Genomic DNA, 22,301 nt, shown 5'->3' with positions numbered 1-22,301 from the left:
ACGAGGCGGCTTTCGGGCTTACCTCCGCGCAACAACGGAAGAAGAGCCCCGCATGACGGACACGCCCGCCGGAACCGGCAAACGAATCGAACTGACCATCCGCGCCCTGATCCTGGGCTGTCTGCTGGCGGCGGTCTTCACGGCGGCCAACACCTATCTGGGGCTGAAGGTCGGCCTGACCTTCGCCTCGGCCATTCCGGCGGCGGTCATTTCCATGGCCCTGCTGCGGGCGTTCCGGGGCTCGACCATCTGGGAGAACATGACCGTCCAGACCGTCGCCTCGGTCGGCGGCGCCATGAGTTCGATCATCTTCGTCCTGCCCGGCCTGGTCATGATCGGCTGGTGGATGAACTTCCCCTTCTGGGAGTCGGTGATGATCTGCATCCTCGGCGGCGTGCTGGGGGTGACCTTCTCCATTCCCTTGCGGCGCACCCTGGTGGTGCAGGGCGGCCTGCCCTACCCCGAAGGCGTCGCCGCCGCAGAGGTGCTCAAGGTCGGCTCGCCCGGCGCGGAGCAGACCCAGGAGGCCGTGCGCGAGAACCGCTCCGGCCTGTTCGTGGTCATCGGCGGGGCGATCGCCTCGGCCTTCTTCGGCTTCCTGGCCGCCGCGCGCGTCTTCGCCGCCGAAACCGCCGCCTTCCTGCGCCTTCCGGCCGCGCTGGGCGGCGGTGCCACCGGCGTGGGCTTCTCCATGCAGTTCGCCCTGTTGGGCGCCGGCCATCTGATCGGCCTGGCCGTCGGCCTGACCCAGCTGTTCGGCCTGGTTCTGGCCTGGCTGATCTTCGTGCCCATCCTGACCTCGCCCGAGTTCGCGGCCTGGGCCGCCGCCCACGGCCTGCCGTCGGTCGCCGCCTCGGTCCCGGCCGACGCCGGAGCCGAAGGCCTGGCCATGACCGTCTGGGCGCAGGAGGTCCGCTTCATCGGCGCCGGCGTCATCGGCGTGGCCGCCCTGTGGACCCTGGCCAAGCTGGCCAAGCCTTTGGTCGCGGGCCTGGCCTCGGCGCTGACGGCCCAGTCGCGCCGCGCCCACGGCGAGGCGCTGGAACTGACCGAGCAGGACATTCCCATCAAGATCGTTGGCCTGCTGTCGGTCGCCGCCCTGGTCGGCATCGCCGTCCTGCTGGCGGTCGTGGCCCAGGGCACGGCCCTGGCCGGTTCGGCGCCCCTGCTGGTCGTCGGCGGCCTGGTCTATGTTGTGGTCATCGGCTTCGCCGTCGCCGCCATCTGCGGCTACATGGCCGGTCTGATCGGCTCGTCCAACAGCCCGGTGTCGGGCGTCGGCATCCTGGCCATCATCATCGCCTCCCTGCTGATGCTGGGCGTGCTGGCGATCGCGGGCGTGCCGGCCGATCCGTCGGTCGTCGCCTTCGCCCTGATCGTCACCGCCGTGGTCTTCGCCGTGGCGGTCATCGCCAACGACAACCTGCAGGACCTGAAGACCGGCCAGTTGGTCGAGGCCACGCCCTGGCGTCAGCAGACCGCCCTGCTGGTCGGGGTCGTCGCCGGCGCCCTGGTCATCCCCTTCGTGCTGGACATGATGAACCAGGCCTTCGGCTTCGAGGGCGGCCCGCCCGCCATCGTTCAGGGCTCCCAGACCCTGGCCGCGCCCCAGGCCACCCTGATCTCGGCCCTGGCCAAGGGCGTCATCTCGGGCGACCTGCGCTGGGACCTGATCGGCATCGGCGCCGTGGTCGGCGTCGGGGTCATCATCCTCGACGTCATCCTGCGCCGCACGACGAACGACCGGATCAAGCTGCCGCCGCTGGCCGCCGGCATCGGCGTCTATCTGCCGGCCGCCGTCACCACCATGCTGGTGGTCGGCGCCGTCTGCGGCTGGCTGTACGACCGGGCGGTCAAGTCGACCCGCTACGCCGACGTGGCGCGCCGCATGGGCGTGCTGCTGGCCTCGGGCCTGATCGTCGGCGAGAGCCTGTTCGGCGTCCTCACCGCCGCCATCATCGTCAGCTCCAGGAACGAGGCGCCCTTCGCCCTGCTGCCGGCCGACAGCGCCTGGCCCGCCATGATCGCGGGGCTGATCGCCTTCGTGGGCCTGACCTACGCCCTGTACGCCTGGGTGCGCCGCCGCGCCGCCCAGGTCTAACGACGGCCTATAGGGCGGCGGCGAACGCCTCCGCCGCCCGACTGGCGCCGCGTTCGCGGTGCCGCAGCCGATAGAAGGGCCGCTCAGGCAGGTCGAGCGGCAGACGGACGAGCCGCCCCGCCTCGATCAGGGGCTGGGCGGCCAGTTCCGAGATGGCGGTCACCAGCCCGCCGCCGGCGCCGCCGCTGGCCGCCACCGCCGTCAGGATCGCCTCATTGGAGGGCAGCACCAGCGCCGTCTTCAGGTCCGACGCTCTCATTCCGCGCGGCAGAGCGGCCTCGAACTCGCTGCGGGTGCCCGAACCGGGCTCGCGCAAGGCCCAGTCCAGCGCCCGCAGGTCCGCCGCTCCCAACACCCCCTCCTGTTCGGCCAACGGATGATCCGGCGCCGCCACCACGATCAGCCGGTCGGCGCCGATCCGGGTCCGCTCCAGACGCGGCGCATCCTCGGCGCCCTCGATCAGGCCCAGCTCCGCCTCGCCCGCCAGCACGGCCTCGACCACCTGGTGGGTGTTGCCGATCGCCAGATGCAGGTCGATGCCCGGATGGCTGCGGGCGAAGGCGGCCATGCGCGGCGGCAGCCAATAGGCGGCGATGGTCTGGCTGGCGAACAGCCGCACCGAGCCGCGCTTCAACCCCGCCAATTCGTCCAGCAGCCGCTCGGCCGCCTCGGCTCTCGCCAGCACCGCCTTGGCTTCCGGCAGAAAGGCTGTCCCCGTCGCGTTCAGAACCAGCCCCCGCCCGACCCGGTCGAACAGCCGCGCGCCATGCCGCGTCTCCAACGCCTGAACCGCCGCGCTGACCGCCGACTGGGTCAGATGCAGCGCCTCGGCCGCCCGGGTCATGTGCAGGCGATCGGCCACGGCGACGAAGATGCGAAGTTGTTCCAGCGTCATGCACGATTGATCGATTATATCGATCGTTAAGTCCACAACTACGCGTTGGATCGATCAGAGGGCTGAGCAGATAAGGCGGTCATGACCGTCGCGCTTGCTCCCGCCGCCGCCCCTCGCCGCCTGACCGGCCCGCTGGCGCTCCTGCCCGGCGTCGCCCTGTCCGCTGGCATCGGCGCCCTCGCCTTCGGCCTGCAACTCATCGAAGCGCGGCTGTTCGGGCAGGCGTGGATCGAAGGGCTGGTGCTGGCCATCCTGATCGGGGCGGCCCTGCGTCTGGTCTGGACGCCGTCGGCGCTGTGGTCGCCGGGGGTGAAGTTCAGCGCCAAGACCTTGCTGGAGGTCGCCGTGGCCCTGTTGGGCGCCACCGTCTCAGGCGCGGCTGTGGCGGCGCTGGGGCCGTGGCTGCTGCTGGCGATCGTCGGCGTTGTCGCCCTGGCCATCCTCGGCGGCTACGCCCTGGGCCGGGCGTTCGGCCTGCCGCACGCGATGGCCCTGCTGGTCGCCTGCGGCAACGCCATCTGCGGCAACTCCGCCATCGCCGCCGTCGCCCCCGTCATCGAGGCCGAGGGGCAGGACGTGGCTGCCGCCATCGGCTTCACCGCCGTTCTGGGCATCGCCGTAGTGCTTCTGGTCCCCGCCGTCGGGGCGCTGATGGGCTACGACGCTACGCGGGTCGGGGTCCTGGCGGGCCTGACCGTCTACGCCGTGCCCCAGGTGCTGGCCGCCGCCGCGCCCGCCGGACTGGCCGCCATCCAGACCGGCGCCGTGGTCAAGCTGGTGCGCGTGCTGATGCTGGGACCGGTCTGTCTGGTCCTGGGCCTGATGCGGTCGAAGCAAGCCGCAGGCGGGCGCGGGCCCAAGCTGCATCAGATGGCGCCCTGGTTCATCCTGGTCTTTCTGGCCCTGATGGCCGCCCGCTCGCCGGGCTGGCTGCCCGAGACGGTCCTGCCGCCGCTGCAGGTGTCGGTGTCAGCCCTGACGCTGATCGCCATGGCCGCGCTGGGGCTGATGGTCGATCCGCGCGCCGTGCTGCGCGCCGGGCCGCGCGTGGCCGCCGTCGCCGCCCTGTCGGCCCTGCTGATCGGCCTGCTGGCGCTGGGGGTGATCGCTCTCATCCCGCTGGGTTGATCGACTGAGCGCGCACCGGACTGGCGTTTTGGCCCGCATCCCTGTAAGAGGCGCGCCGAACCCTTCCCTTTTCTGCAATCTTCTTGCAGCGGCGCGGCCCATCCGTGACCGAACACAGTCCGCCCGAGCCCGATATGAACCTTCGTAACGTCGCTATCATCGCCCACGTCGACCACGGCAAGACGACCATGGTGGACGCCCTGCTGGCCCAGTCCGGCCTGTTCCGCGCCAATGAGGCCACGACCGAGCGCGTCATGGACTCCGGCGATCAGGAGCGCGAGCGCGGCATCACCATCCTGGCCAAATGCACGTCGATCCAGTGGAACGGCAAGGCGGGCGAGACGCGCATCAACATCATCGACACGCCGGGCCACGCCGACTTCGGCGGCGAGGTCGAGCGCATCCTGGGCATGGTGGACGGCTGCGTCCTGCTGGTCGACGCCGAAGAGGGCGTCATGCCCCAGACCAAGTTCGTGCTGACCAAGGCGCTGAAGATGGGCCTGCGTCCGATCCTGTGCATCAACAAGGTCGACCGCGCCCACGCCGACCCGGACCGGGTGCTGAACGAAACCTTCGACCTGTTCGCCGCCCTCGGCGCCACGGACGAGCAGCTGGACTTCCCGGTCATCTACGCCTCGGGCCGTTCGGGCTGGGCGACGCTGGACCTGGCCCAGCCGAACGACAACCTGCACCCGCTGTACGACCTGATCGTCGACCACGTCCCGGCCCCGGCCGCCCAGGCGCGCGTCAACGAGCCGTTCCAGATCCTGAACGTCCTGATCGAAAGCGACCCCTTCCTCGGCCGCCTGCTGACCGGCCGCATCCACTCGGGCAAGGCGGTTCCGGGCATGGCCATCAAGGCTCTGTCGCGTGACGGCAAGACCATCGAACAGGGCCGCATCACCAAGGTGCTGGCCTTCCGCGGCCTGAAGCGCCAGCCGATCGACGAGGGCGTCGAGGCGGGCGACATCGTCGCCATCGCCGGCATGTCCAAGGCCACCGTGGCCGACACCCTGTGCGCCCTGGAAGTGACCGAGGCCCTCGACGCCCTGCCGATCGACCCGCCGACCATCTCCATGACCGTGGGCGTGAACGACAGCCCCCTGGCCGGTCGTGAAGGCGACAAGGTGCAGTCGCGCGTCATCCGCGACCGCCTGCTGAAGGAAGCCGAAGCGAACGTCGCCATCCGCATCACCCAGACGCCGGACTCCGACGCCTATGAAGTCGCCGGTCGCGGCGAACTGCAGCTGGGCGTTCTGATCGAGAACATGCGTCGCGAAGGCTTCGAACTGTCGATCAGCCGTCCGCGCGTGGTCTATCAGACCGGCGAAAACGGCGAGCGCATGGAGCCGATCGAAGACGTGGTCATCGACGTCGACGACGAGTTCTCGGGCGTGGTCATCGAGAAGCTGTCGGCCCGCAAGGCCGAGCTGACCGACATGGGTCCCTCGGGCGCCGGCAAGACCCGCATCCAGCTGAAGTGCCCGTCGCGCTCGCTGATCGGCTATCAGGGCGAGTTCCTGACCGACACGCGCGGCTCGGGCGTGCTGAACCGCGTCTTCTCCCACTATGAGGGCCACAAGGGCGCCATCGAGGGCCGTCTGAAGGGCGTGCTGGTGTCGAACTCGGACGGCGACACGGCGGCCTTCGCCCTGTGGAACCTGGAAGACCGCGGCGTCATGTTCGTCGGCGCCGGCGAAAAGACCTATCAGGGCATGATCATCGGCGAGAACAGCCGTTCGGACGACCTGGACGTCAACCCCATCAAGGGCAAGCAGCTGACCAACGTCCGCGCCTCGGGCAAGGACGAGGCCGTGCGCCTGACCCCGGCGCGCAAGATGAGCCTGGAGCAGGCCATCGCCTATATCGAGGAAGACGAACTGGTCGAGGTCACGCCCAAGTCGATCCGCCTGCGCAAAGAGGTCCTGAACCCCTCCTTCCGCAAGAAGCGCGTCCGCGCCGACTGATCGGCCACGGGACGCTGAAACGATGAAGGCGGCTCGCAAGAGCCGCCTTTTTTGTGCGCCGCGGCTACTTCTTCAACCCCAGCAGCCCCAGCCAGCCGCCGCTAGTCAGCAGGGCCACGTCCAGCAGGGCAAGAGGCAGGGGCGTGCTGGGCGGGGCGGCGATGAACTTGGATCGCCAGTCGGGGCCGAACTTGGCCTTGTAGGCGCGCAGGCCCTGAAAGCCGTAGACGGCGCCGCCCTCTTCAAACACCAGGGCGCCGACGCGAGCGAAGACCGGCGCCGTCCGCCGATCCTCAAGGCCTGACAGCGGGGCCATGCCCAGATCCAGCCGCGCCAGTCCCTGATCGCGCGCCCACTGCGCGATGCGGGTGAACAGATAGTCCATCACTCCGTTCGGCCCCTGGGGGTCGTAGCGCATCAGGTCGATCATCGCTTCGCGCCCGCCCGCCCCGACCAGAAGATTGGCGAAGGCGACGATGCGGCCGTTCTCGCGCACCAGGGCCAGGGGCTGGCGGTCCAGGTAGTCGATATCGAACCGGCCGAGCGAAAAAGCCTTCTCCGAGCCGTTGTGGTGCCTCAGCCACGCGTCCGACACGGCGCGCAGTTCGGCCTCCAGCTCGCGCGCCGCGCCCGGCGGCGCCACTTCGAAAGCGGCCCCCTCGCGTGCGGCGCGATTGATGGCGGTGCGCAGGTTCTGCTTGCCCTTGCCCTCGGTCGTGAAGCGGGCGGTGTCGATCACGGCGGCCTCCCCGACCTTGCGGACCGCCAGCCCAAGGGTGGCCAGGTCCGCCAGCAGTCCCTCGCCGACCGAATAGAAGACCGCGGCCCCGCCGTAACTGTCGGCCAGCAGGGCGAAGGCCCACAGCAGTTCGAGCCGCTCAGACCTCAGCCCCGCCGGCTCGCCCATGGCGATCCAGCGCCGTCCCCGCACGCTGTAGGCGATGAAGCTGCGGCCGGACGGGCTGAACAGCAGGGCCTTGTCGCCTAACAAGGCCAGTTCGGCCTCGGGCGGCGCAAGTTCGGCGCTCGCCAGCGTCTGTCGGGCACGTTCGATCTCTTCGGGCGCGGCCGGGCCGTGGGTGCGGGCGCCCGGCGCCGTCGTCAGCGAACGTATGGCCACGGCCAGGGTCAGCAGCGCCAAAACCGCCCCGGCGCGCAGGAAGCCCGACGCCTGTTTATCGACCAGGAAGGTCCACCAGAGCTCGTCCGTATAGGCCGTGTCGCGATAGGCGAAGAAGCCCAGCCACAGCATGGCCGCCACCGCCGCCGCCAGCATCAGCAGCCACCCCGGCCGCAGCGGCTCGCCCAGACGCGACCGGCGATTGAAGGCTGCCCGGCATGGCGCCAACAGGGCCGCCGCCACGGTCAGTTCGATCGCCTGAACCCAGTCCAGGCCCTTCAGCAGGGAGAAGACCGCCCCCGCCGTCAGCACGGCCAGCGCCGCGTAATAGGCGCCGCGCCGTCGCCGCCACAGCCCCGCCGAGAGGAGCAGCAGGACGAAGCCGGTCACGCTGGCGGCGAAGTGCGACAGATCGATCAATAGCGGCGGATAGAAGCGCCCCAACGCGCTGAGCCGGTCGTTGAACGCCGGGGTCACCGCCGACAGCAACATCACCGCCCCCAGAGAAAAGGCGGCGGCCGCGAACATCTGCGGGGTCAGCTCATAGACCAGCCCCGCGAGACGGCGCGTGATCCGCCAGGGGTCATGTTTTGCGGCGGACTTGGGCAACCAGCCTCCAAAGAGCAAGAATCGGCCGTTTGCGGCCAGTAGAAGGTCATTTCAGGGCAAGCGAAACCATCATCGATCACGCGGGTTTCATTTTTTCACGAGCGCCGAGCTCGCCCTTCCAGGAGTTTCTCATGATCCGCAAGACCGCCCTGCTGACCGGCATCGCCGGCGCCCTGTTCATCGCCGCCCCTGCCTTCGCCCAGGACGCCACGACGCCGCAGACGCCCGAGCCGGCCCCTGCTGAGGCGGCCGCCGCTCAACCCCAGAGCCTGACCCTCACGCCGGGCTCGACCGTCAAGAGCGCCGATGGCTCGGAAATCGGCAAGCTGGTCGGCGTCCAGAACGGCGCCAATGGCCAGGAACTGACGGTTCGCACCGCCGACGGTCAGGTTCGCCCGGTGCCGCTGGCCGGCATTCGTCAGGACGGCGCCGACATCGTCGTCGAAGCCACCGCCTCGGACGTTCAGTCGGCTACGCCGATCGCTTCGGATGCGGCCGAGCCGACCCCCGACGCTGCAGCCGATGCGCCGCCGGCTGACGCGCCGCCGGCCGATGAGCCCAGCGACGAACCGAACGGCGACGAACCGCACTAACACTCCGCGGTTAATGACAAAAGGGGCGGCCCGATGGGCCGCCCCTTAAGTTTGCGACATGGCCGCTGGCGCTTAGGCGCGACGCTTCACCAATCCAAGCAGGAACAGCAGCACCACGGCGCCGATGGTGGCGACGATGATGCCGACGATCCAGTTGCCGGCCGCGTCCACGCCCAGCAGATTGTTCGCAAGGAACCCGCCGATCAGGGCGCCGACCACGCCCACGATCAGATTGGTCACCAGGCCGTGTTCCCGCTTCATGATCTTCTCCGCCAGCCATCCAGCGATGATGCCGATGATGATCCAGGCGATGAATCCAAATCCACCCATGTCTTTTCCTTCCTGAAAAGGCTGTCTGCCTTGGCCGTTAATGCGCATCGCGCCTCACGGTTGCTTGCGGCCCTGCATCTTCCCCGCAGAGGGGAAGTCGGCACGGCTCTTGCGAGACGTCTCCTGTCACGTGCCGAAGCGGCACAACGTCAACCAAGGAGAAGGTCATGGCCGCCGAGATCGATCTGCACCTGGGCCGTCGCCTGCGCCGCCGCCGCCGACTGCTCGGGCTCACGCAACAACAGCTGGGCGATCGGGTGGGCGTCCGCTTCCAGCAGATTCAGAAATATGAATGCGGCGCCAACCGCCTGTCCGCCGCCCGGCTGTGGGACCTGGCCGAGGCGCTGGAGACGCCAGTCACCTATTTCTACGACGGTCTGACCGTCGAGCCCGTCTCGCTCTCGGCTCCCGCCCAGCAACCGACGCTCGCCGCCTGAAGGTCGCGCCGCGCCGACGGAGCGTGTATCCGGGTCGCATGACCGAGCTGGAATCCTTCGCCGTCGAGCTGTCGCATGAAGCCGCGCGCGTCGCCTTGCCCTTCTTCCGAGGCGTCTTCACTCAGGACGACAAGGGCGGGCCTGGCGCCTTCGACCCGGTCACCGAGGCCGACCGCGCCGCCGAGGCCGCCATCCGTCGCCTGATCGGCGCCCGCTATCCCGATCATGGCGTGATTGGCGAGGAGTACGGCGAGGATCGGCCCGACGCCGAACACGTCTGGGTGCTGGACCCCATCGATGGCACCCGCGCCTTCATCGCCGGCCTGCCGCTGTGGACCACCCTGATCGCCCTGCGCCGCGACGGAGCCGCGACCATCGGCGCCGTCGGCCAGCCCTATCTCGGCGAGATCTTTCTGGGCGGCCTGTCCGGGGCGCGCCTGCTGAAGGGCCAGGACGAGACCCTGCTCAAGACCCGGGCCTGCGAGCGCCTGGACCAGGCGCTGATCGCCACCACCGACCCCGAAATCTTCACCGGAGCCGACCGCGCCGCCTGGGACCGGCTCCGCGCCGCGTCTCGCCTGGCACGGCTGGGTTGCGACGGCTACGCCTACGCCATGGTCGCGGCGGGGAGCATCGACCTGGTGGCGGAAAGCGAGCTTCGAGTCTGGGACTGGTCGGCGCTCAAGCCGCTGGTCGAGGCGGCGGGCGGCCGGTTCACCGACTGGCGCGGCCATTCCCCGCATGAATCGGACGGTCGCGTGCTGGCGGTCGGCGATGCGCGCCTGACGGATCAGGCCCTGCCCCTGCTGGCCGCCGCCTGACCGATCAGGCGGGTTCGACCGTCCGCGCGGCCGGAGAGGCCGGAGCGTCCTCAGGCCCCGGCGCCACGTAGTCGGCCAGGGCGTCGAACTCGTGCAGGAAGACCCCGCGCAGGTCGTCGACCTCCATGATCACCTCATGCTTGGCCGTGGGAACCTCGACGTAACGTCCGCGTCCCAGCCGCCGGGCCGCCCAGCGATTGGTCTGCTTCCAGACCTTGTCGTCCTCGGACGCCTGAACCACGCACACCGGGATCTTCACGCTCTTCAACGCGCGCGGCTTCAGCGCTCGCTCGCCAGCATCCAGAGCGAAGGCCAGCCAGCCCCAGGTCGGGCCGCCCAGCGCCAGGTGCGGACAGGCGTAAAGCTGCTGTCGCCACAGATCATAGCGCGCCCGGTCCGAGGTCAGGGCGTCGTTATCAAACGTATGGTCGAAGGGGTCGTCAGGGTCGTCCAAGACGTAGTCGCCCGCCTTGCCGTTGCGCAGCGCCCAGCGCACCGCCAGCTTGACCGTCCACATCGAGCGCTTGCCGGTCTTGATCCGCAGCATGGGGCTGGACAGCAGAGCGCCGCCGAACCGGCTCTCGCCCGTCTCGAGCGTCAGCAGGTTCAGACACCCGCCCATCGAATGGCCCACCATGATCCACGGCTTGGGCGCGCGCGCCTCATAGGCGTCCAGCAGGCGGGCGTAGTCGTCCAGGAACTCCTCGACCGCCCGGGCGTGCCCGCGCAGCCGGTCCGGCAACAGCCGCGCCGACAGCCCCTGCCCGCGCCAGTCGTGCGCCAGCACGCAGAAGCCGCGCGCCAGGAAGTTGCCGATCAGCTCGAAATATTTCTCGATCGGCTCGGTCCGGCCGGGGCTCAACACCACTGTCCCGCGCGGCGTCTTGGCCTGCAGGCTCGACGGCGTCCAGAAGGCGGCGCGCAGGCGCAATCCGCCTGCGCCTCGGAACCAGTCGCCCTCTCCCCCGGGAGGACAGGCGGCGCCGGGAACCCCCATCAGGGGCGCGTGGGCGGCGAAGGCGGCGGGGCGGCTCACTCGGGCTTCCTGAACTTCAGGGTCATACGGTCGCTTTCGCCGATGGCGTCGTATTTGGTCCGGTCGAACTCAGGGTCGGCGGGCTGGCCCAGCGGAGCCGTCAGGCGGCGCGGCGCCAGGGTCTCAACGCCGAACGGATGGTCCTTCGTGTCGGCCGGGTTGGCGTTGATCTCGGACGCCTCGACGAAGACGAATCCCGCCTCCTCGGCGAGTTGGCGCACGAAAGCTTCCTGCACATAGCCGTTGGCGGCGGCCGGGTCCTGGTCCTCGTCCGGCTGGAGCCGGTGCTGCTCCACGCCCAGGATCCCGCCCGGGCGCAGGGCGGCGAATGCGTCGGCGAAGGCCTTTTCAGCGATCCCCGCCGCCATCCAGGCGTGGATGAAGCGCATGAACAGCACCAAGTCCGCGGATCCCGCCGGCGCTACCGGCTCGGAGCCGGGGCCGAAGGCGGTGAACTGCACCGGCCCGTACAGCTTCTTGGATCCCAGGATGCGGGCCTTCAGGGCGTTATTGATGGCGACCTGCGCCGGGTCGGCGTTCGGCCCCTCGACGAAGCCCGCCAAGTAAAGCGTTCCACCGCCCCGGTTCAGATAGGGGGCCAGGATTTCGGCGTACCAGCCGCTGCCCGGCCAGAAGTCGACGACCGTCATCTTCGGCTGCAGGCCGAAGAACCGCAGCGTTTCGACGGGATGGCGCCAGGCGTCGCGCGCCTTGTCGTCGGCGGTGCGCCAAGACCCGGCGACCGCCCATTCCAGCGAGCCTTCCGGCGGCCCCTTGGGCGCCTCGGGCTCGGCGGGCGTCGGCGCCTCTTCTTTACGGCCGCAAGCGGCCAGGCCGAACAGGGGCGCGACCAGAGCCAGGGCGCTGGCGCCGGCCAGGACGGATCGCCGCGTCGATCGGTCTGTCATGCGCGCTTCCTCTCGCCGCCGGATGTCTTCGCTTGGGGCTTAAGGCGCTTCTGCGCCAGGGTCAAAATCACGCACAGCTTTGTCATAAGGCGCTTCAGTCGGCCGCATAGGGCTTGCGGAAGCGCAGCGTCATGCGATCGCTCTCGCCGATGGCGTCCAGCGCCGTGCGTTCGTCGGGCGTCAGGGCGCGGCCGTCGCGCTCGGACGTGCGGGTCGGCTTCAGGCTCCACACGCCAAACGGGTGATCCCTGTCGTCCTTGGGATTGGCGTTCAGCTCGCTACGCGCCTCCAGCTCGAAGCCGGCGCGGCGCGCGGCGTGGATGACCCAGCTCTCGGGGACGTAGCCGTTCGGCGCCGTCTCCGTCACGTTCAGCCCTTCGGCCGCGCGATGCTGCTCGACAGCCAGCACGCCGCCCGGCTTCAGCGCCTGGAAGAAGGCCGCCAGATAGGGCTCGACCCGGCCATCGCGCGACCAGTTGTGGAAGGCGCGGGCCACCACGACCATGTCCGCCGAGCCGTCCGCGACGCCCATACCCTCGGTCGGACGGTTGACCGGGACATAGCGCCCGCCGGTCGCCGCCGCATAGGGCTCCAGGATGTTGCGCCACCACCCGGCGCGGCCCGGTTCGATCTCCACGACGGTCAGGCCCGGCTGCAACCCCCAGAAGGTCAGTGTCTCGAACGGATGGCGCTCGCCGTCGCGCGCCCGGTCGGCTTCAGGGCGGCTGGTCGAGGCCACGGCCGCCTGAAGCGCGGCGTCCTCGCTGAGGGTCGGCATCTCCATCGACAGGCCCTCGCGTCGCGGCAGGGGCGCGGCGTCGGACGGCGCGGCTTGCGCCAGGGCGGGGACGGGGGAGCCGAGGACGGCCCCGGCAAGGGCGATGAAGGCGAGGGTTCGCATGAGGGCTCCGGTCGCTTCCGACTGATGAAGGTAAAATCCTTACGGCGCTTCGCGGCCTCTGCAAGGCGTCGATGGGGCGGAGCGGCGATTTCGCGCGGCCCCTTGCGCCCGAAAAACGGCCTCCTACCTCTTCATCCGAGAGCGCCGATCCCGGGCTCTCCAGACCTGACGGGGCCGAATGCGGACCGCTGGGGCTGAAACCCTCCGTCGTCCGGGGCCAAATCGCCGGGCGGCTCAACCTTGCTGAATGTCAGAAGGATGACCTATGCGTACCTATGATTTCTCGCCGCTGTACCGTTCCGCCGTCGGTTTCGACCGTCTGGTCCGTCAGTTGGAAAGCGCTGCGCGCTCCGGTTCGGAAAACGGCTGGCCTCCCTACAATATCGAAACGACGGGCGAGGACGCCTATCGCATCGAGATCGCCGTCGCCGGCTTCTCCGCCGACGAGCTGAATATCGAGGCCAAGGAAAACCTGCTCACCGTCACCGGCAAGAAGGCCGCCAACGACGACGGCGCTTCCGCGCGCACCTTCCTGCATCGCGGCCTGGCGGAGCGCGACTTCGAGCGCCGCTTCCAGCTGGCCGACTATGTGGTGGTCAAGGGCGCGGCCCTGGCCCATGGCCTTCTGACCATCGAGCTGAAGCGCGAACTGCCCGAGGCCCTCAAGCCTCGCAGCATCGAGATCGCCACCGGCTCGGCTTTGATCGAAGGCAAGGCCGAACCCAAGGCCAAGAAGGCGGCCTGAGCCGTCTCACCAGACTAACCGGTCTAAGGGGCGGCGTTCGCGTCGCCCCTTTTTCGTGGGCGGCCGCCCCAATCAGCCAGCGCTCAGATCCGTCATGTCCAGCCCCCGCGCGCCGCCGGTCTGAGCGTCGGTGAAGTCCGCCTGTTTGGTCTGGGCGCCGTGCAGAATGGCCCGGCTCAGGTCCGCCTCGACCAGCACGGCCCGTCGCAGGTCGGCCCCCGTCAGGTCAGCGCCGCGCAGGGCCGCCCCGCTCAGGTCGGCCGGCAGCAGCCGATCCGCCGTCAGCATCAACGGTCCCAACTGCGCCTCGCGCAGGTCCGCCCCGTTCAGTCGCGCCCGCGTCAGTCGCGCCCCGCGCAGGTCCGCCCGGCGCAGATTGGCTGAGCGCAGGTCCGCGCCTTCCAGCTGCGCTCCCTGAAGCTGCACCCCCTCCATGTCCAGGCCGTAGAAGACCGCCCCCTTGGCCGACAGCGCCGTCAGGTTCAGCCCGCGAATGGACTCCAGCGGCCGCAGATCGACGCCGTCGAAGACCGAGGGCTGGCCCTCGGCCCCGCCCGTCTCGCACCATTGGGCGTGCTCGCGCAGCATCTCGGCGGCGGGCATCTGGCTGACCGGTTCGCCCGCCGGGCGGTTATCGACCAGCGCGCCGTCCATATTGGCCCCGTCGGTCCGCCACATGGCCGCCTTGACCCCCACCAGAATGGCGTCGGTGAGGTCCGCGCCCGACAGATCGGCCCCCGACAGGTCCGCCCCGGCCAGGTCGGCGCCGCGAAAGCTGGCCTGTTTCAGGTTGGCCCGGACCAGCTTGCAGTCCTTCATGATGGCGTCGGTGAAGTCGGCGGCCACGGCGATGACGCCCGTCATGCGCGAACGCTGCAGATTGGCGCCGGCCAGCACCGCGCCCTGCGCCTCGGTGTCCGCCCGCTTCTTCGCCTCGACCACGCGGAAACCCAGCTTGGCGTCCTTGGCCGCGATGGTCCCTTCGCGCAGGTCCGCCTCGAACAGATCGGCGCCCGACAGGTCCGCGCCGCGCAGACAGGCGCCGCGCAGATCCGCCCGACGCAGGCTGGCGTCGATCAGGGTCACGTCCTGCATGTCCGCGCCGAAAAAGTTGGCGTTGTCCAGCTTGGCGCCGGTCAGGTCGCAGCCGATCAAACAGGCGGCGGTGAAGTCGGCGTCGGCCAGATTGCGGCCGCGTAAAGACACGCCCGAGAGGTCCATCCAGGCGAACACCGCCCGCGCCCCGCCCGGCCGCGCCTGCCACAGCCGGTCGTGCTTCACGCACACGGCGTCGACCTCTTCCTGAGTCAGCTTCCTGCGGACGGGTTCGACAGCGTCGCTCATGAACCCGACTATGGCTAAGGCCGATTAAGGAAGCTTTGCAGAAACGGATGTTTCTGCATTCCTCGCTACTCCGCCAGCAGCCCCTGCTCGCGCAAGGCCTCGGCCAGCTCGCCGGCCTGCGTCCATAGGCGCGTATAGCCTGCCTCGCCCAGCCGGTTCAGCTCGGTCGTCAGATCGGCGCGCGGCGCGGCGGCGAACCGGCCGTCGAAGCCCGCGCCGTCCTCGCTGATCCGCACCATCGGGCGACCGGTCTCCAGCCTGTGCAGGAAGCCTTCGCACAGCACAGCGGCCTCCTCGGCCAGCAGACCCGTCTCGACGGCCAGGCCCGCCTGACGCAGCCGTTCCGTCCCCCGCCCCGAAGCGAAGGGCGACGGGTCCAGGGCCGCGATCACCACCCGCTCGACCCCGGCCTCGGCTAGGAAGTGGGCGCAAGACTTGCGGCCCGACGAGCGGGCGCCGCAGGGCTCCAGCGTCACATAGGCGGTCGCGCCCTTCACGGCCTCGCCCGCCTCGGGCACAGCCTGTTCCTCGGCGTGGGGGCGTCCGCCCGGCGCGGTCGCCGCCTCGGCCAGCACGACGCCGTCCTTGACCAGGACGCAGCCGACGGCCGGATTGGGCCAGGTCTCGCCCATGCGGCTCAGGGCCAGGTCGATGGCCCGCCGCATGAAGACGGCGTCGTCGGCCGCCCCGCTCACGCGCCCGCTCTCGTGATTGGCGGCAGGGCCTGCGCCCGCCCCTCGTCCAGATAGCGGGCGGCGACCGGCTTCAGGTCCGCGTCCAGGTCGATCTCGAGCGGGTTGCCTGTCGGGATCTCGACGTCGACGATCCTGTCGTCCGGCACCGCGAACAGCAGTTTGACGATGGCGCGCAGGGAGTTGCCGTGGGCGGCGATCAGCACGTCCTCGCCCGCCTTCAGGCGCGGGGCGATCTCGGCGTCCCAATAGGGCTGCACCCGGTCCAGCGTCGTCTTCAGGCTCTCGGTGTCCGGGATTTCCTTGCCGACATAGCGGGGGTCGGCGTCGAAATCGAACTCGCCGCCCGGCGCCAGCGGCGGCGGCGGCACATCATAGCTGCGGCGCCAGACCTTGACCTGGTCCTCGCCGTGCTTGGCCGCCGTCTCGGCCTTGTCCAGCCCCGTCAGCCCGCCGTAGTGGCGCTCGTTCAGACGCCAGTCATCGATCACCGGCACGTCCTTGAGGCCCGCCGAGTCCAGAGCCAGGGCGCCGGTGCGCTTGGCCCGCTTCAGCACCGAGGTGAACATGACGGCAGGCTTGAACCCCGCCTGCGCGATCAGCTCGCCGCCGCGCCGAGCCTGGGCCTCGCCCTCGGCCGTCAGGTCGACGTCGACCCAGCCGGTGAAGCGGTTCTCCAGATTCCATTGGCTCTGGCCGTGGCGCAGCAGGATCAGGCGGGTCATGAAGGTCTCCGGGAGCATCCGTAACTGAGTTTCTCGCTAGGCCCCCGACGCGGGGGCGGTCAAGGTTTCGCCGCATCAGGATAGACACGGCAGCCATAACAATGATCGCGCGTTGTGGCCTCTCGTGCGGGGCGAGGCTATAGGGCCAGACAGATTTGCGCCCCCGCGCCTCTCAGCGGCCTATCCAGGAAAAACCATGCAAAAGCCCCGTCAGGACATCCGCCCCAACACTGCGGAGTATGAAACCCTGCCTCTGGTCAAGCCGACCGGCTTTCGCGAATACGACGCCCGCTGGATTCTGGAAAAAGAGATCAACCTGCTGGGCATTCAGGCCTTGGGCCTCGGCCTGGCCACCTATGTCCACGAGATCGGCCAGACGCCCAGAATCGCCGTCGGCCACGACTTCCGCGGCTATTCCCTGTCGGTCAAGCAGGCGCTGATCCTGGGCCTGCTGGAAGGCGGCATGGAGGTGCTGGACATCGGCCTGGCCCTGTCGCCGATGGCCTACTACGCCCAGTTCGCGCTGGACTGCCCCTGCGTCGCCATGGTCACCGCCAGCCACAATGAGAACGGCTGGACTGGCGTGAAGATGGGCGCCCAGGCCCCCCTGACCTTCGGCCCCGACGAAATGGGCCGCCTGAAGGAGATCGTCCTGAACGGTCAGGGCGTCGCCCGCGCCGGCGGCCGGCTGGAGCGCGTCGAGGGCTTCCGCGAGACCTACATCAAGGACGTGGCGTCCAAGGTGAAACTGTCCCGCCCGCTGAAGGTCGTGGCCGCCTGCGGCAACGGCACGGCCGGCGCCTTCGCCCCCGAAGTGCTGCGCCTGATGGGCGCCGAGGTGATCGAGATGGACACCGACCTCGACTACACCTTCCCCAAATACAATCCGAACCCGGAAGATCACGCTATGCTGGTGCAGATGGCGGCCAAGGTGAAGGAGACCGGCGCCGACCTGGCGCTCGGCTTCGATGGCGACGGCGACCGCTGCGGCGTGGTCGACGACACGGGCGAGGAGATCTTCGCCGACAAGATCGGCCTGATGCTGGCCCGCGACCTGTCGGCCATCCATCCGAACGCCACCTTCGTCGTCGATGTGAAATCGACCGGCCTGTACAAGACCGACGAGGTGCTGAAGGCCAACGGCGCGACGACCGTCTACTGGAAGACCGGCCACTCCTACATCAAGCGCAAGACCGCCGAACTGAACGCCCTGGCCGGGTTCGAGAAGTCGGGCCACTTCTTCCTGTCGGGCGACCTGGGCCACGGCTATGACGACGGTCTGGTGGCGGCGGGCGCCGTGCTGGCCATGCTGGATCGCAACCCCGGCAAGAGCCTCAGCGAACTGAAGACCGCCCTGCCTGACGCCTGGACCAGCCTGACCATGTCGCCGCACTGCGACGACGAGCTGAAGTACGACGTCCTGGCCAGGATCGTGAAGGAGTACGAGGATCTGGCGGCCTCCGGCGGCGAGATTCTCGGCCGCAAGATCGTCGAGGCCATCACCGTCAACGGCGTGCGCGTCCACCTCGAGGACGGCTCCTGGGTGCTGGTTCGCGCCTCGTCCAACAAGCCGGAGCTGGTGGTGGTGGTCGAGAGCATGCGCTCGGCCGACGACATGCGCGACCTGTTCCGCAAGGAGGTGAAGCCGCGCCTGGCCGCCCACCCGGAAATCGGCGCCTTTAACCAGGAAATCTGATTCCGGTTTGACCCGCGGCGGCGTCGTGGACAATTGTCGTTCCATGAACGACGCCGCCTCCCTCCCCGTAGTCATCGTTGGCGGCGGGTTCTCCGGCGCCATGCTGGCCGCGCGCCTGGCCGAACAGGGTCAGGCCTCGGTGCTGATCGAGCGCGGCGAACAGGTCGGCCTCGGCGTCGCCTATTCGGCTGTGCTGGACGCGCACCGCCTCAACGTCCGCTCCGAACGGATGAGCGCCCGCCCCGACCGGCCGACTGACTTCACCGACTGGCTGGCGGTCCACGCCCCCGATTTCGCCGATCCCAACGGCTTTGCGCCGCGCCGCCTCTACGGCCGCTATGTGCAGGACCGGCTTGCGCAGACCGAGGCCGCCCATCCCGGCCTCATCCGCCGCGTGACGGGCAAGGCTGTCCGCATCGAGGGCGAGACCGTCATCCTCAGCGACGGCTCGCGCATCCCCGGCCGCGCCGTGGTGCTGGCCACGGGCAATCCACCCCCGCGCCCCGCCGTCGCCGGCGACAGCCCGCGCCGCATCGCCGATCCCTGGCGGCCCGGCGCTCTGGGCCACATCGCTGCGGACGACGCGGTGCTGATCCTCGGCTCAGGGCTGACCATGGTCGATGTCGTCCTGGCGCTTCAGGCCCAGGGCTGGCGCGGACAGGCGACGGTGGTGTCGCGACGCGGGCTTCTACCCCTGGCCCACGGCGCCCGCCACGACATTCCCCTCGACTTGCCGTCCGACGCGCTGACCGGCGCCCTGTCCCGACGCCTGGCGACCGCCCGACGCCTCGCCCCCGAGCACGGCTGGCGCCGCGTCATGGAGGGCTATCGCCCGATCACCCTCGAACTGTGGCGCGCCGCCACGACCGCCCAGCGCGCCCGCTTCCTGCGCCATCTGCGGCCCTGGTGGGACGTGCATCGCCACCGCATCGCCCCGGAGGTCGCCGCCGAACTGGAGGCGTTGAGAACGGGCGGACGCCTGACCATTCTCGCTGGTCGCGCTCACGCCGTCGTTGGGGGCGACAACAGCGCGGCCCTGACCGTCCGTACACGGAATGGGTTGATGCAAGCCCTCTCCGCCGGCTGGTTGATCGACTGCACCGGGCCCGGCCACGACGCGGCGCGCGCGCCCCTGACCGCCGCCCTGATCGCTGAAGGCCGCGCCCGTATCGACGCGGTCGACCTCGGCCTCGACCTGGACGCCGACGGACGCGTCATACACGCCGACGGGACCGTCGACGCCGCCCTCTTTGTCCTCGGCCCTCCCGCCCGCGCCGCCTTCTGGGAGACGATCGCCGTACCGGACATTCGCCAGCGGATCGAGGCGCTGGCTCGCAAACTCGCGTCCTGACGCCCCTCGCCCGCGGTCGAATTTTCTAGCCTCGACGCCTCGGCTCAACAAGCTAGCCGCTGGCGGCCCTTTCAGCGGTCGGCTATCACCGAGTCTGGAGAGGAAACATAAAAATGAACCGCCACCGTCAGCGCGTCCTCGGCGACCGCACCCTTGCGCCTGAAACCCTGATGATGGGCTATGGCTATGATCCGGCCCTGTCGGAGGGCGCGATCAAGGCGCCGCTGTTCCAGGCGTCGACCTTCGTCTTCAAGTCGGCCGAGGACGGCAAACGCTTCTTCGAAGTCGCTTATGGCCTGCGCCAGCGCGACCCGGACGAGGCGCTGGGCCTGATCTATTCGCGCATCAACAACCCGAACCTCGAAATTCTCGAAGACCGCCTCGCGGTCTGGGACAAGGCCGACAAAGCCCTGGTCTTCTCCAGCGGCATGGCCGCCATTTCGACCGCCATGCTGGCCCTGGTGCGGCCCGGCGACGTCATCCTCTATACGGCCCCGGCCTATGGCGGCACCGAATACCTGTTCGACCGGATCCTGCCCCGCTACGGCGTCAAGGCGATCAGCGTCCCCGCCGCCGAGGGCGCCGACGCCCTGGACGCGGCCATGCTCGCGGCGGCCGCGCAGGCCAAGACGACCGGCGGACGCCTGGCCGCCGTCTATCTGGAGACCCCCGCCAATCCGACCAACCAGCTGGTCGACATCGCCCGCGCCGTCTCGGGCGCCAGGGCGCTGGACCAGGCCGAGCCGCCGGTCATCGCCGTCGACAACACCTTCCTCGGCCCTCTGTGGCAGAGCCCGCTGGAGCTGGGCGCCGACCTCGTCCTCTATTCCCTGACCAAATACGTCGGCGGCCATTCGGACCTGATCGCCGGCGGCTGCCTGGGCGGGGCCGAGATCATGGCGCGCGTCGGCGAAATGCGGACCATCTGCGGCACGACCGCCGACCCGCACACCGCCTGGCTGCTGCTGCGCAGTCTGGAGACCCTGCACATCCGCATGGAGCGGGCGCAGGAGAACGCGCTCGTCCTGGCCGAGCGCCTGCGCGCCGACCCGCGCGTCAGCGCCGTCCTGACCGCCGGCGGCCCCGACGCCTCGCCCGAGCAGCGGACGATCTTCGAGGCCCAGTGCAAGGGTTCCGGCTCGACCTTTTCGCTCGAACTCCCGGGCGGCGAGGCCGAGGCCTTCCGTATGCTGAACGCGCTTCGCCTGTTCAAACTGGCCGTCAGCCTGGGCGGCGCCGAGAGCCTGGCCTCGCACCCGTCCAGCATGACCCACTCCGACTATACGCCGGAGGCCAAGGCGCGCAGCGGCATCGGCGACAATCTGGTGCGCCTGTCGGTCGGCATCGAGAACGTCGAAGACCTGTGGGCCGACCTGGATCAGGCCCTGTCCGCCATTTGACGGCGCGAGCGGCGGGCGTTCAGCCCGCCGCCTTCACCGCCTCGGCGACGTCGTGGACCACACGCTTGACCAGAGCCTCGTCGTCGCCCTCGGCCATGACGCGGATCAGCTTCTCCGTGCCCGAGGGTCGGACCAGCAGGCGGCCTGCGCCGTTCAGAGCGGCTTCGGCCTCGGCCATCGCCGCCTTGACCTTGGCGTCTTCCAGCGGCTTTCCGGCGGTGTAGCGGACGTTCTTCAGCAGTTGCGGCACCGGCTCGAACTGGCGCGCCAGCTCGCTCATCGGCGCGCCCGCCTCGACCAGCACCGCCAGCACCTGGAGCGCCGCCATCAGGCCGTCGCCGGTCGTGGCGTGGTCCTTCAGGATGATGTGGCCCGACTGTTCGCCGCCGATGTTGAAGCCGCCCTCGCGCATCCGCTCCATGACGTAGCGATCGCCGACCTTGGTGCGCTCCAGCGTCAGGCCCTCGGCCTTCAGGCGGCGCTCCAGCCCCAGGTTGGACATGACGGTGGCGACCACGCCCTTGCCGTTCAGCCGCCCGCGCTTGGCCCAGTCCAGACCGATCAGGGCCATGATCTGGTCGCCGTCGACCACATGGCCCTTTTCATCGCAGATGATGACCCGGTCGGCGTCGCCATCCAGCGCGATGCCGATGTCGCAACGATAGGTCTTCACCGCCTCCGACACCGTGGCCGGATGGGTCGAGCCGCACTCGGCGTTGATGTTCAGGCCGTTCGGCTCGACGCCGACAGGAAAGACCTCGGCGCCCAGTTCATAGAGGGTCGTCGGCGCCACGCGGTAGCCGGCGCCGTTGGCGCAGTCGATGGCGATACGCAGGCCCTTCAGGCTCAGCCGCTTGGGGAAGGCCTGTTTGGCGATCTCGATATAGCGCGGCGGGGCGTCGTCGATGCGCTTGACCCGGCCCAGCTTGTTCGAGGGCGCCAGATCCTGGTCCAGGGCCTCGTCCATCATGGCTTCGATCTTCAACTCGATCTCGTCCGACAGCTTGTAGCCGTCCGGTCCGAACAGCTTGATGCCGTTGTCGGCGTAGTCGTTATGCGAGGCCGAGATCATGATGCCCAGATCGGCGCGCATCGAGCGGGTCATCATCGCCACGCCCGGCGTCGGCAGGGGGCCGAACGTCCGCACGTCCATGCCCACCGAGGCCAGCCCCGCCACCAGCGCCGGCTCGATCATATAGCCGGACAGACGGGTATCCTTGCCGATCACCACCAGATGGCGCCGGTCGTCGTCGGTGCGGAACAGCCGCCCGGCGGCCAGGCCGACGCGCAGGGCCACCTCGGCCGTCATCGGATGGGTGTTGGCCCGGCCGCGAATGCCATCGGTGCCGAAGTATTTTCTCTCGCCCAAAAGGCCGTCCTTCGCTGGCGGCCCCGGAGTTTGCAAAGAAACCTTCCGAAACCCATTTTTTGATGTCGCCGCCCCCGCGATTTCCTAGAGCTGAGATCCAGGGCGGAGGCTGAACCCTCTCGCTTACCTCAAT

The 22,301-nt window shown here is 69.4% G+C and carries 19 protein-coding genes and 1 pseudogene; 10 read left to right on the top strand and 10 right to left on the bottom strand.

What is annotated here, in order from left to right; all coding sequences use genetic code 11:
* Positions 1–52 precede the first annotated feature (52 nt).
* The gene (locus tag H9656_RS13245; RefSeq protein WP_191744721.1) at positions 53–2,101 is read left to right on the top strand and encodes an OPT family oligopeptide transporter; all 2,049 of its coding nucleotides are present in this window, start codon (positions 53–55) and stop codon (positions 2,099–2,101) included.
* A 7-nt stretch (positions 2,102–2,108) separates the two neighbouring features.
* On the opposite strand, the gene H9656_RS13240 is transcribed toward H9656_RS13245, so the two are convergent.
* Positions 2,109–2,996: a LysR substrate-binding domain-containing protein gene (locus H9656_RS13240; protein ID WP_191744720.1), complete on the bottom strand. Its 888-nt coding sequence runs from the start codon at positions 2,994–2,996 to the stop codon at positions 2,109–2,111.
* A gap of 81 nt (positions 2,997–3,077) precedes the next feature.
* On the opposite strand from H9656_RS13240, the gene H9656_RS13235 reads away from it, so the two are divergent.
* Complete coding sequence (locus H9656_RS13235) at positions 3,078–4,124, top strand: YeiH family protein (RefSeq protein WP_191744719.1); 1,047 nt, start codon at positions 3,078–3,080, stop codon at positions 4,122–4,124.
* 134 nt (positions 4,125–4,258) lie between these two features.
* Complete coding sequence (gene typA, locus H9656_RS13230; RefSeq protein ID WP_191744718.1) at positions 4,259–6,091, top strand: translational GTPase TypA; 1,833 nt, start codon at positions 4,259–4,261, stop codon at positions 6,089–6,091.
* A 64-nt stretch (positions 6,092–6,155) separates the two neighbouring features.
* Here typA and H9656_RS13225 read toward each other — a convergent pair whose 3' ends face one another.
* Positions 6,156–7,820 (bottom strand): phosphatidylglycerol lysyltransferase domain-containing protein, encoded by a 1,665-nt coding sequence (locus H9656_RS13225; RefSeq protein ID WP_191744717.1) that lies wholly within the window; start codon positions 7,818–7,820, stop codon positions 6,156–6,158.
* A gap of 131 nt (positions 7,821–7,951) precedes the next feature.
* On the opposite strand from H9656_RS13225, the gene H9656_RS13220 reads away from it, so the two are divergent.
* Entirely contained in the window at positions 7,952–8,413 is a 462-nt protein-coding gene (locus H9656_RS13220; protein WP_191744716.1) for a superoxide dismutase, read from the top strand.
* Between the two features lie 72 nt (positions 8,414–8,485).
* Here H9656_RS13220 and H9656_RS13215 read toward each other — a convergent pair whose 3' ends face one another.
* The gene (locus H9656_RS13215; protein WP_191744715.1) at positions 8,486–8,743 is read right to left on the bottom strand and encodes a GlsB/YeaQ/YmgE family stress response membrane protein; all 258 of its coding nucleotides are present in this window, start codon (positions 8,741–8,743) and stop codon (positions 8,486–8,488) included.
* Positions 8,744–8,910: 167 nt separating this feature from the next.
* On the opposite strand from H9656_RS13215, the pseudogene H9656_RS13210 reads away from it, so the two are divergent.
* Together H9656_RS13210 and hisN are read left to right on the top strand one after the other, a co-directional pair.
* Positions 8,911–9,126, top strand: a pseudogene (locus H9656_RS13210) (helix-turn-helix domain-containing protein); the annotation flags it as partial.
* A 92-nt stretch (positions 9,127–9,218) separates the two neighbouring features.
* Entirely contained in the window at positions 9,219–10,001 is a 783-nt protein-coding gene (gene hisN, locus H9656_RS13205) for a histidinol-phosphatase (protein WP_191744713.1), read from the top strand.
* A gap of 4 nt (positions 10,002–10,005) precedes the next feature.
* On the opposite strand, the gene H9656_RS13200 is transcribed toward hisN, so the two are convergent.
* From H9656_RS13200 to H9656_RS13190, 3 genes are all read right to left on the bottom strand, one after another.
* Complete coding sequence (locus tag H9656_RS13200; protein ID WP_191744712.1) at positions 10,006–11,037, bottom strand: alpha/beta fold hydrolase; 1,032 nt, start codon at positions 11,035–11,037, stop codon at positions 10,006–10,008.
* Positions 11,034–11,945: a class I SAM-dependent methyltransferase gene (locus tag H9656_RS13195; protein ID WP_191744711.1), complete on the bottom strand. Its 912-nt coding sequence runs from the start codon at positions 11,943–11,945 to the stop codon at positions 11,034–11,036. Before H9656_RS13195 ends, H9656_RS13200 begins: the two co-directional genes overlap by 4 nt.
* A gap of 94 nt (positions 11,946–12,039) precedes the next feature.
* A complete protein-coding gene (locus H9656_RS13190; RefSeq protein WP_191744710.1) occupies positions 12,040–12,846 on the bottom strand; it encodes a class I SAM-dependent methyltransferase in 807 nt (268 codons plus the stop codon).
* 265 nt (positions 12,847–13,111) lie between these two features.
* Here H9656_RS13190 and H9656_RS13185 point away from each other — a divergent pair, with 265 nt between their 5' ends.
* Positions 13,112–13,591, top strand: coding sequence for an Hsp20 family protein (locus H9656_RS13185; RefSeq protein WP_191744709.1), 480 nt, complete (start codon positions 13,112–13,114; stop codon positions 13,589–13,591).
* 72 nt (positions 13,592–13,663) lie between these two features.
* Here the strand turns inward: H9656_RS13185 and H9656_RS13180 are convergent, their stop codons facing one another.
* The 3 genes from H9656_RS13180 to gpmA form a co-directional block, all read right to left on the bottom strand.
* Positions 13,664–14,935: a pentapeptide repeat-containing protein gene (locus H9656_RS13180; RefSeq protein WP_191744708.1), complete on the bottom strand. Its 1,272-nt coding sequence runs from the start codon at positions 14,933–14,935 to the stop codon at positions 13,664–13,666.
* A gap of 65 nt (positions 14,936–15,000) precedes the next feature.
* Positions 15,001–15,630: a bifunctional diaminohydroxyphosphoribosylaminopyrimidine deaminase/5-amino-6-(5-phosphoribosylamino)uracil reductase RibD gene (ribD, locus tag H9656_RS13175; RefSeq protein ID WP_191744707.1), complete on the bottom strand. Its 630-nt coding sequence runs from the start codon at positions 15,628–15,630 to the stop codon at positions 15,001–15,003.
* The gene (gpmA, locus tag H9656_RS13170; protein ID WP_191744706.1) at positions 15,627–16,352 is read right to left on the bottom strand and encodes a 2,3-diphosphoglycerate-dependent phosphoglycerate mutase; all 726 of its coding nucleotides are present in this window, start codon (positions 16,350–16,352) and stop codon (positions 15,627–15,629) included. Before gpmA ends, ribD begins: the two co-directional genes overlap by 4 nt.
* Before the next feature lie 196 nt (positions 16,353–16,548).
* On the opposite strand from gpmA, the gene H9656_RS13165 reads away from it, so the two are divergent.
* The 3 genes from H9656_RS13165 to H9656_RS13155 all read left to right on the top strand — a co-directional run bounded on the left by H9656_RS13165 (position 16,549) and on the right by H9656_RS13155 (position 20,799).
* On the top strand, positions 16,549–18,048 hold the full coding sequence (locus tag H9656_RS13165) for a phosphomannomutase/phosphoglucomutase (RefSeq protein ID WP_191744705.1): 1,500 nt from the start codon (positions 16,549–16,551) through the stop codon (positions 18,046–18,048).
* A 43-nt stretch (positions 18,049–18,091) separates the two neighbouring features.
* Positions 18,092–19,399 (top strand): FAD/NAD(P)-binding protein, encoded by a 1,308-nt coding sequence (locus H9656_RS13160; RefSeq protein WP_191744704.1) that lies wholly within the window; start codon positions 18,092–18,094, stop codon positions 19,397–19,399.
* A gap of 113 nt (positions 19,400–19,512) precedes the next feature.
* Positions 19,513–20,799, top strand: a complete 1,287-nt coding sequence (locus tag H9656_RS13155) for a cystathionine gamma-synthase family protein (RefSeq protein WP_191744703.1) — start codon at positions 19,513–19,515, stop codon at positions 20,797–20,799.
* Between the two features lie 19 nt (positions 20,800–20,818).
* Here H9656_RS13155 and glmM read toward each other — a convergent pair whose 3' ends face one another.
* Entirely contained in the window at positions 20,819–22,168 is a 1,350-nt protein-coding gene (gene glmM / locus H9656_RS13150) for a phosphoglucosamine mutase (protein WP_191744702.1), read from the bottom strand.
* Positions 22,169–22,301 lie beyond the last annotated feature (133 nt).

The sequence above is a fragment of the Brevundimonas guildfordensis genome (genome assembly GCF_014836405.1).
GTDB classification, from domain to species: Bacteria; Pseudomonadota; Alphaproteobacteria; order Caulobacterales; family Caulobacteraceae; genus Brevundimonas; species Brevundimonas guildfordensis.
This window is presented reverse-complemented; position numbering and strand designations above follow the sequence as displayed.

Excerpts from the sequence above, each read along its gene's own strand:
- H9656_RS13245 (WP_191744721.1), top strand. The coding sequence starts at position 53 with ATGACGGACACGCCCGCCGGAACCGGCAAACGAATCGAACTGACCATC.
- H9656_RS13240 (WP_191744720.1), bottom strand. The coding sequence starts at position 2,996 with ATGACGCTGGAACAACTTCGCATCTTCGTCGCCGTGGCCGATCGCCTG.
- H9656_RS13235 (WP_191744719.1), top strand. The coding sequence starts at position 3,078 with ATGACCGTCGCGCTTGCTCCCGCCGCCGCCCCTCGCCGCCTGACCGGC.
- typA (WP_191744718.1), top strand. The coding sequence starts at position 4,259 with ATGAACCTTCGTAACGTCGCTATCATCGCCCACGTCGACCACGGCAAG.
- H9656_RS13220 (WP_191744716.1), top strand. The coding sequence starts at position 7,952 with ATGATCCGCAAGACCGCCCTGCTGACCGGCATCGCCGGCGCCCTGTTC.
- H9656_RS13215 (WP_191744715.1), bottom strand. The coding sequence starts at position 8,743 with ATGGGTGGATTTGGATTCATCGCCTGGATCATCATCGGCATCATCGCT.
- hisN (WP_191744713.1), top strand. The coding sequence starts at position 9,219 with ATGACCGAGCTGGAATCCTTCGCCGTCGAGCTGTCGCATGAAGCCGCG.
- H9656_RS13195 (WP_191744711.1), bottom strand. The coding sequence starts at position 11,945 with ATGACAGACCGATCGACGCGGCGATCCGTCCTGGCCGGCGCCAGCGCC.
- H9656_RS13190 (WP_191744710.1), bottom strand. The coding sequence starts at position 12,846 with ATGCGAACCCTCGCCTTCATCGCCCTTGCCGGGGCCGTCCTCGGCTCC.
- H9656_RS13185 (WP_191744709.1), top strand. The coding sequence starts at position 13,112 with ATGCGTACCTATGATTTCTCGCCGCTGTACCGTTCCGCCGTCGGTTTC.
- H9656_RS13180 (WP_191744708.1), bottom strand. The coding sequence starts at position 14,935 with ATGAGCGACGCTGTCGAACCCGTCCGCAGGAAGCTGACTCAGGAAGAG.
- gpmA (WP_191744706.1), bottom strand. The coding sequence starts at position 16,352 with ATGACCCGCCTGATCCTGCTGCGCCACGGCCAGAGCCAATGGAATCTG.
- H9656_RS13165 (WP_191744705.1), top strand. The coding sequence starts at position 16,549 with ATGCAAAAGCCCCGTCAGGACATCCGCCCCAACACTGCGGAGTATGAA.
- H9656_RS13160 (WP_191744704.1), top strand. The coding sequence starts at position 18,092 with ATGAACGACGCCGCCTCCCTCCCCGTAGTCATCGTTGGCGGCGGGTTC.
- H9656_RS13155 (WP_191744703.1), top strand. The coding sequence starts at position 19,513 with ATGAACCGCCACCGTCAGCGCGTCCTCGGCGACCGCACCCTTGCGCCT.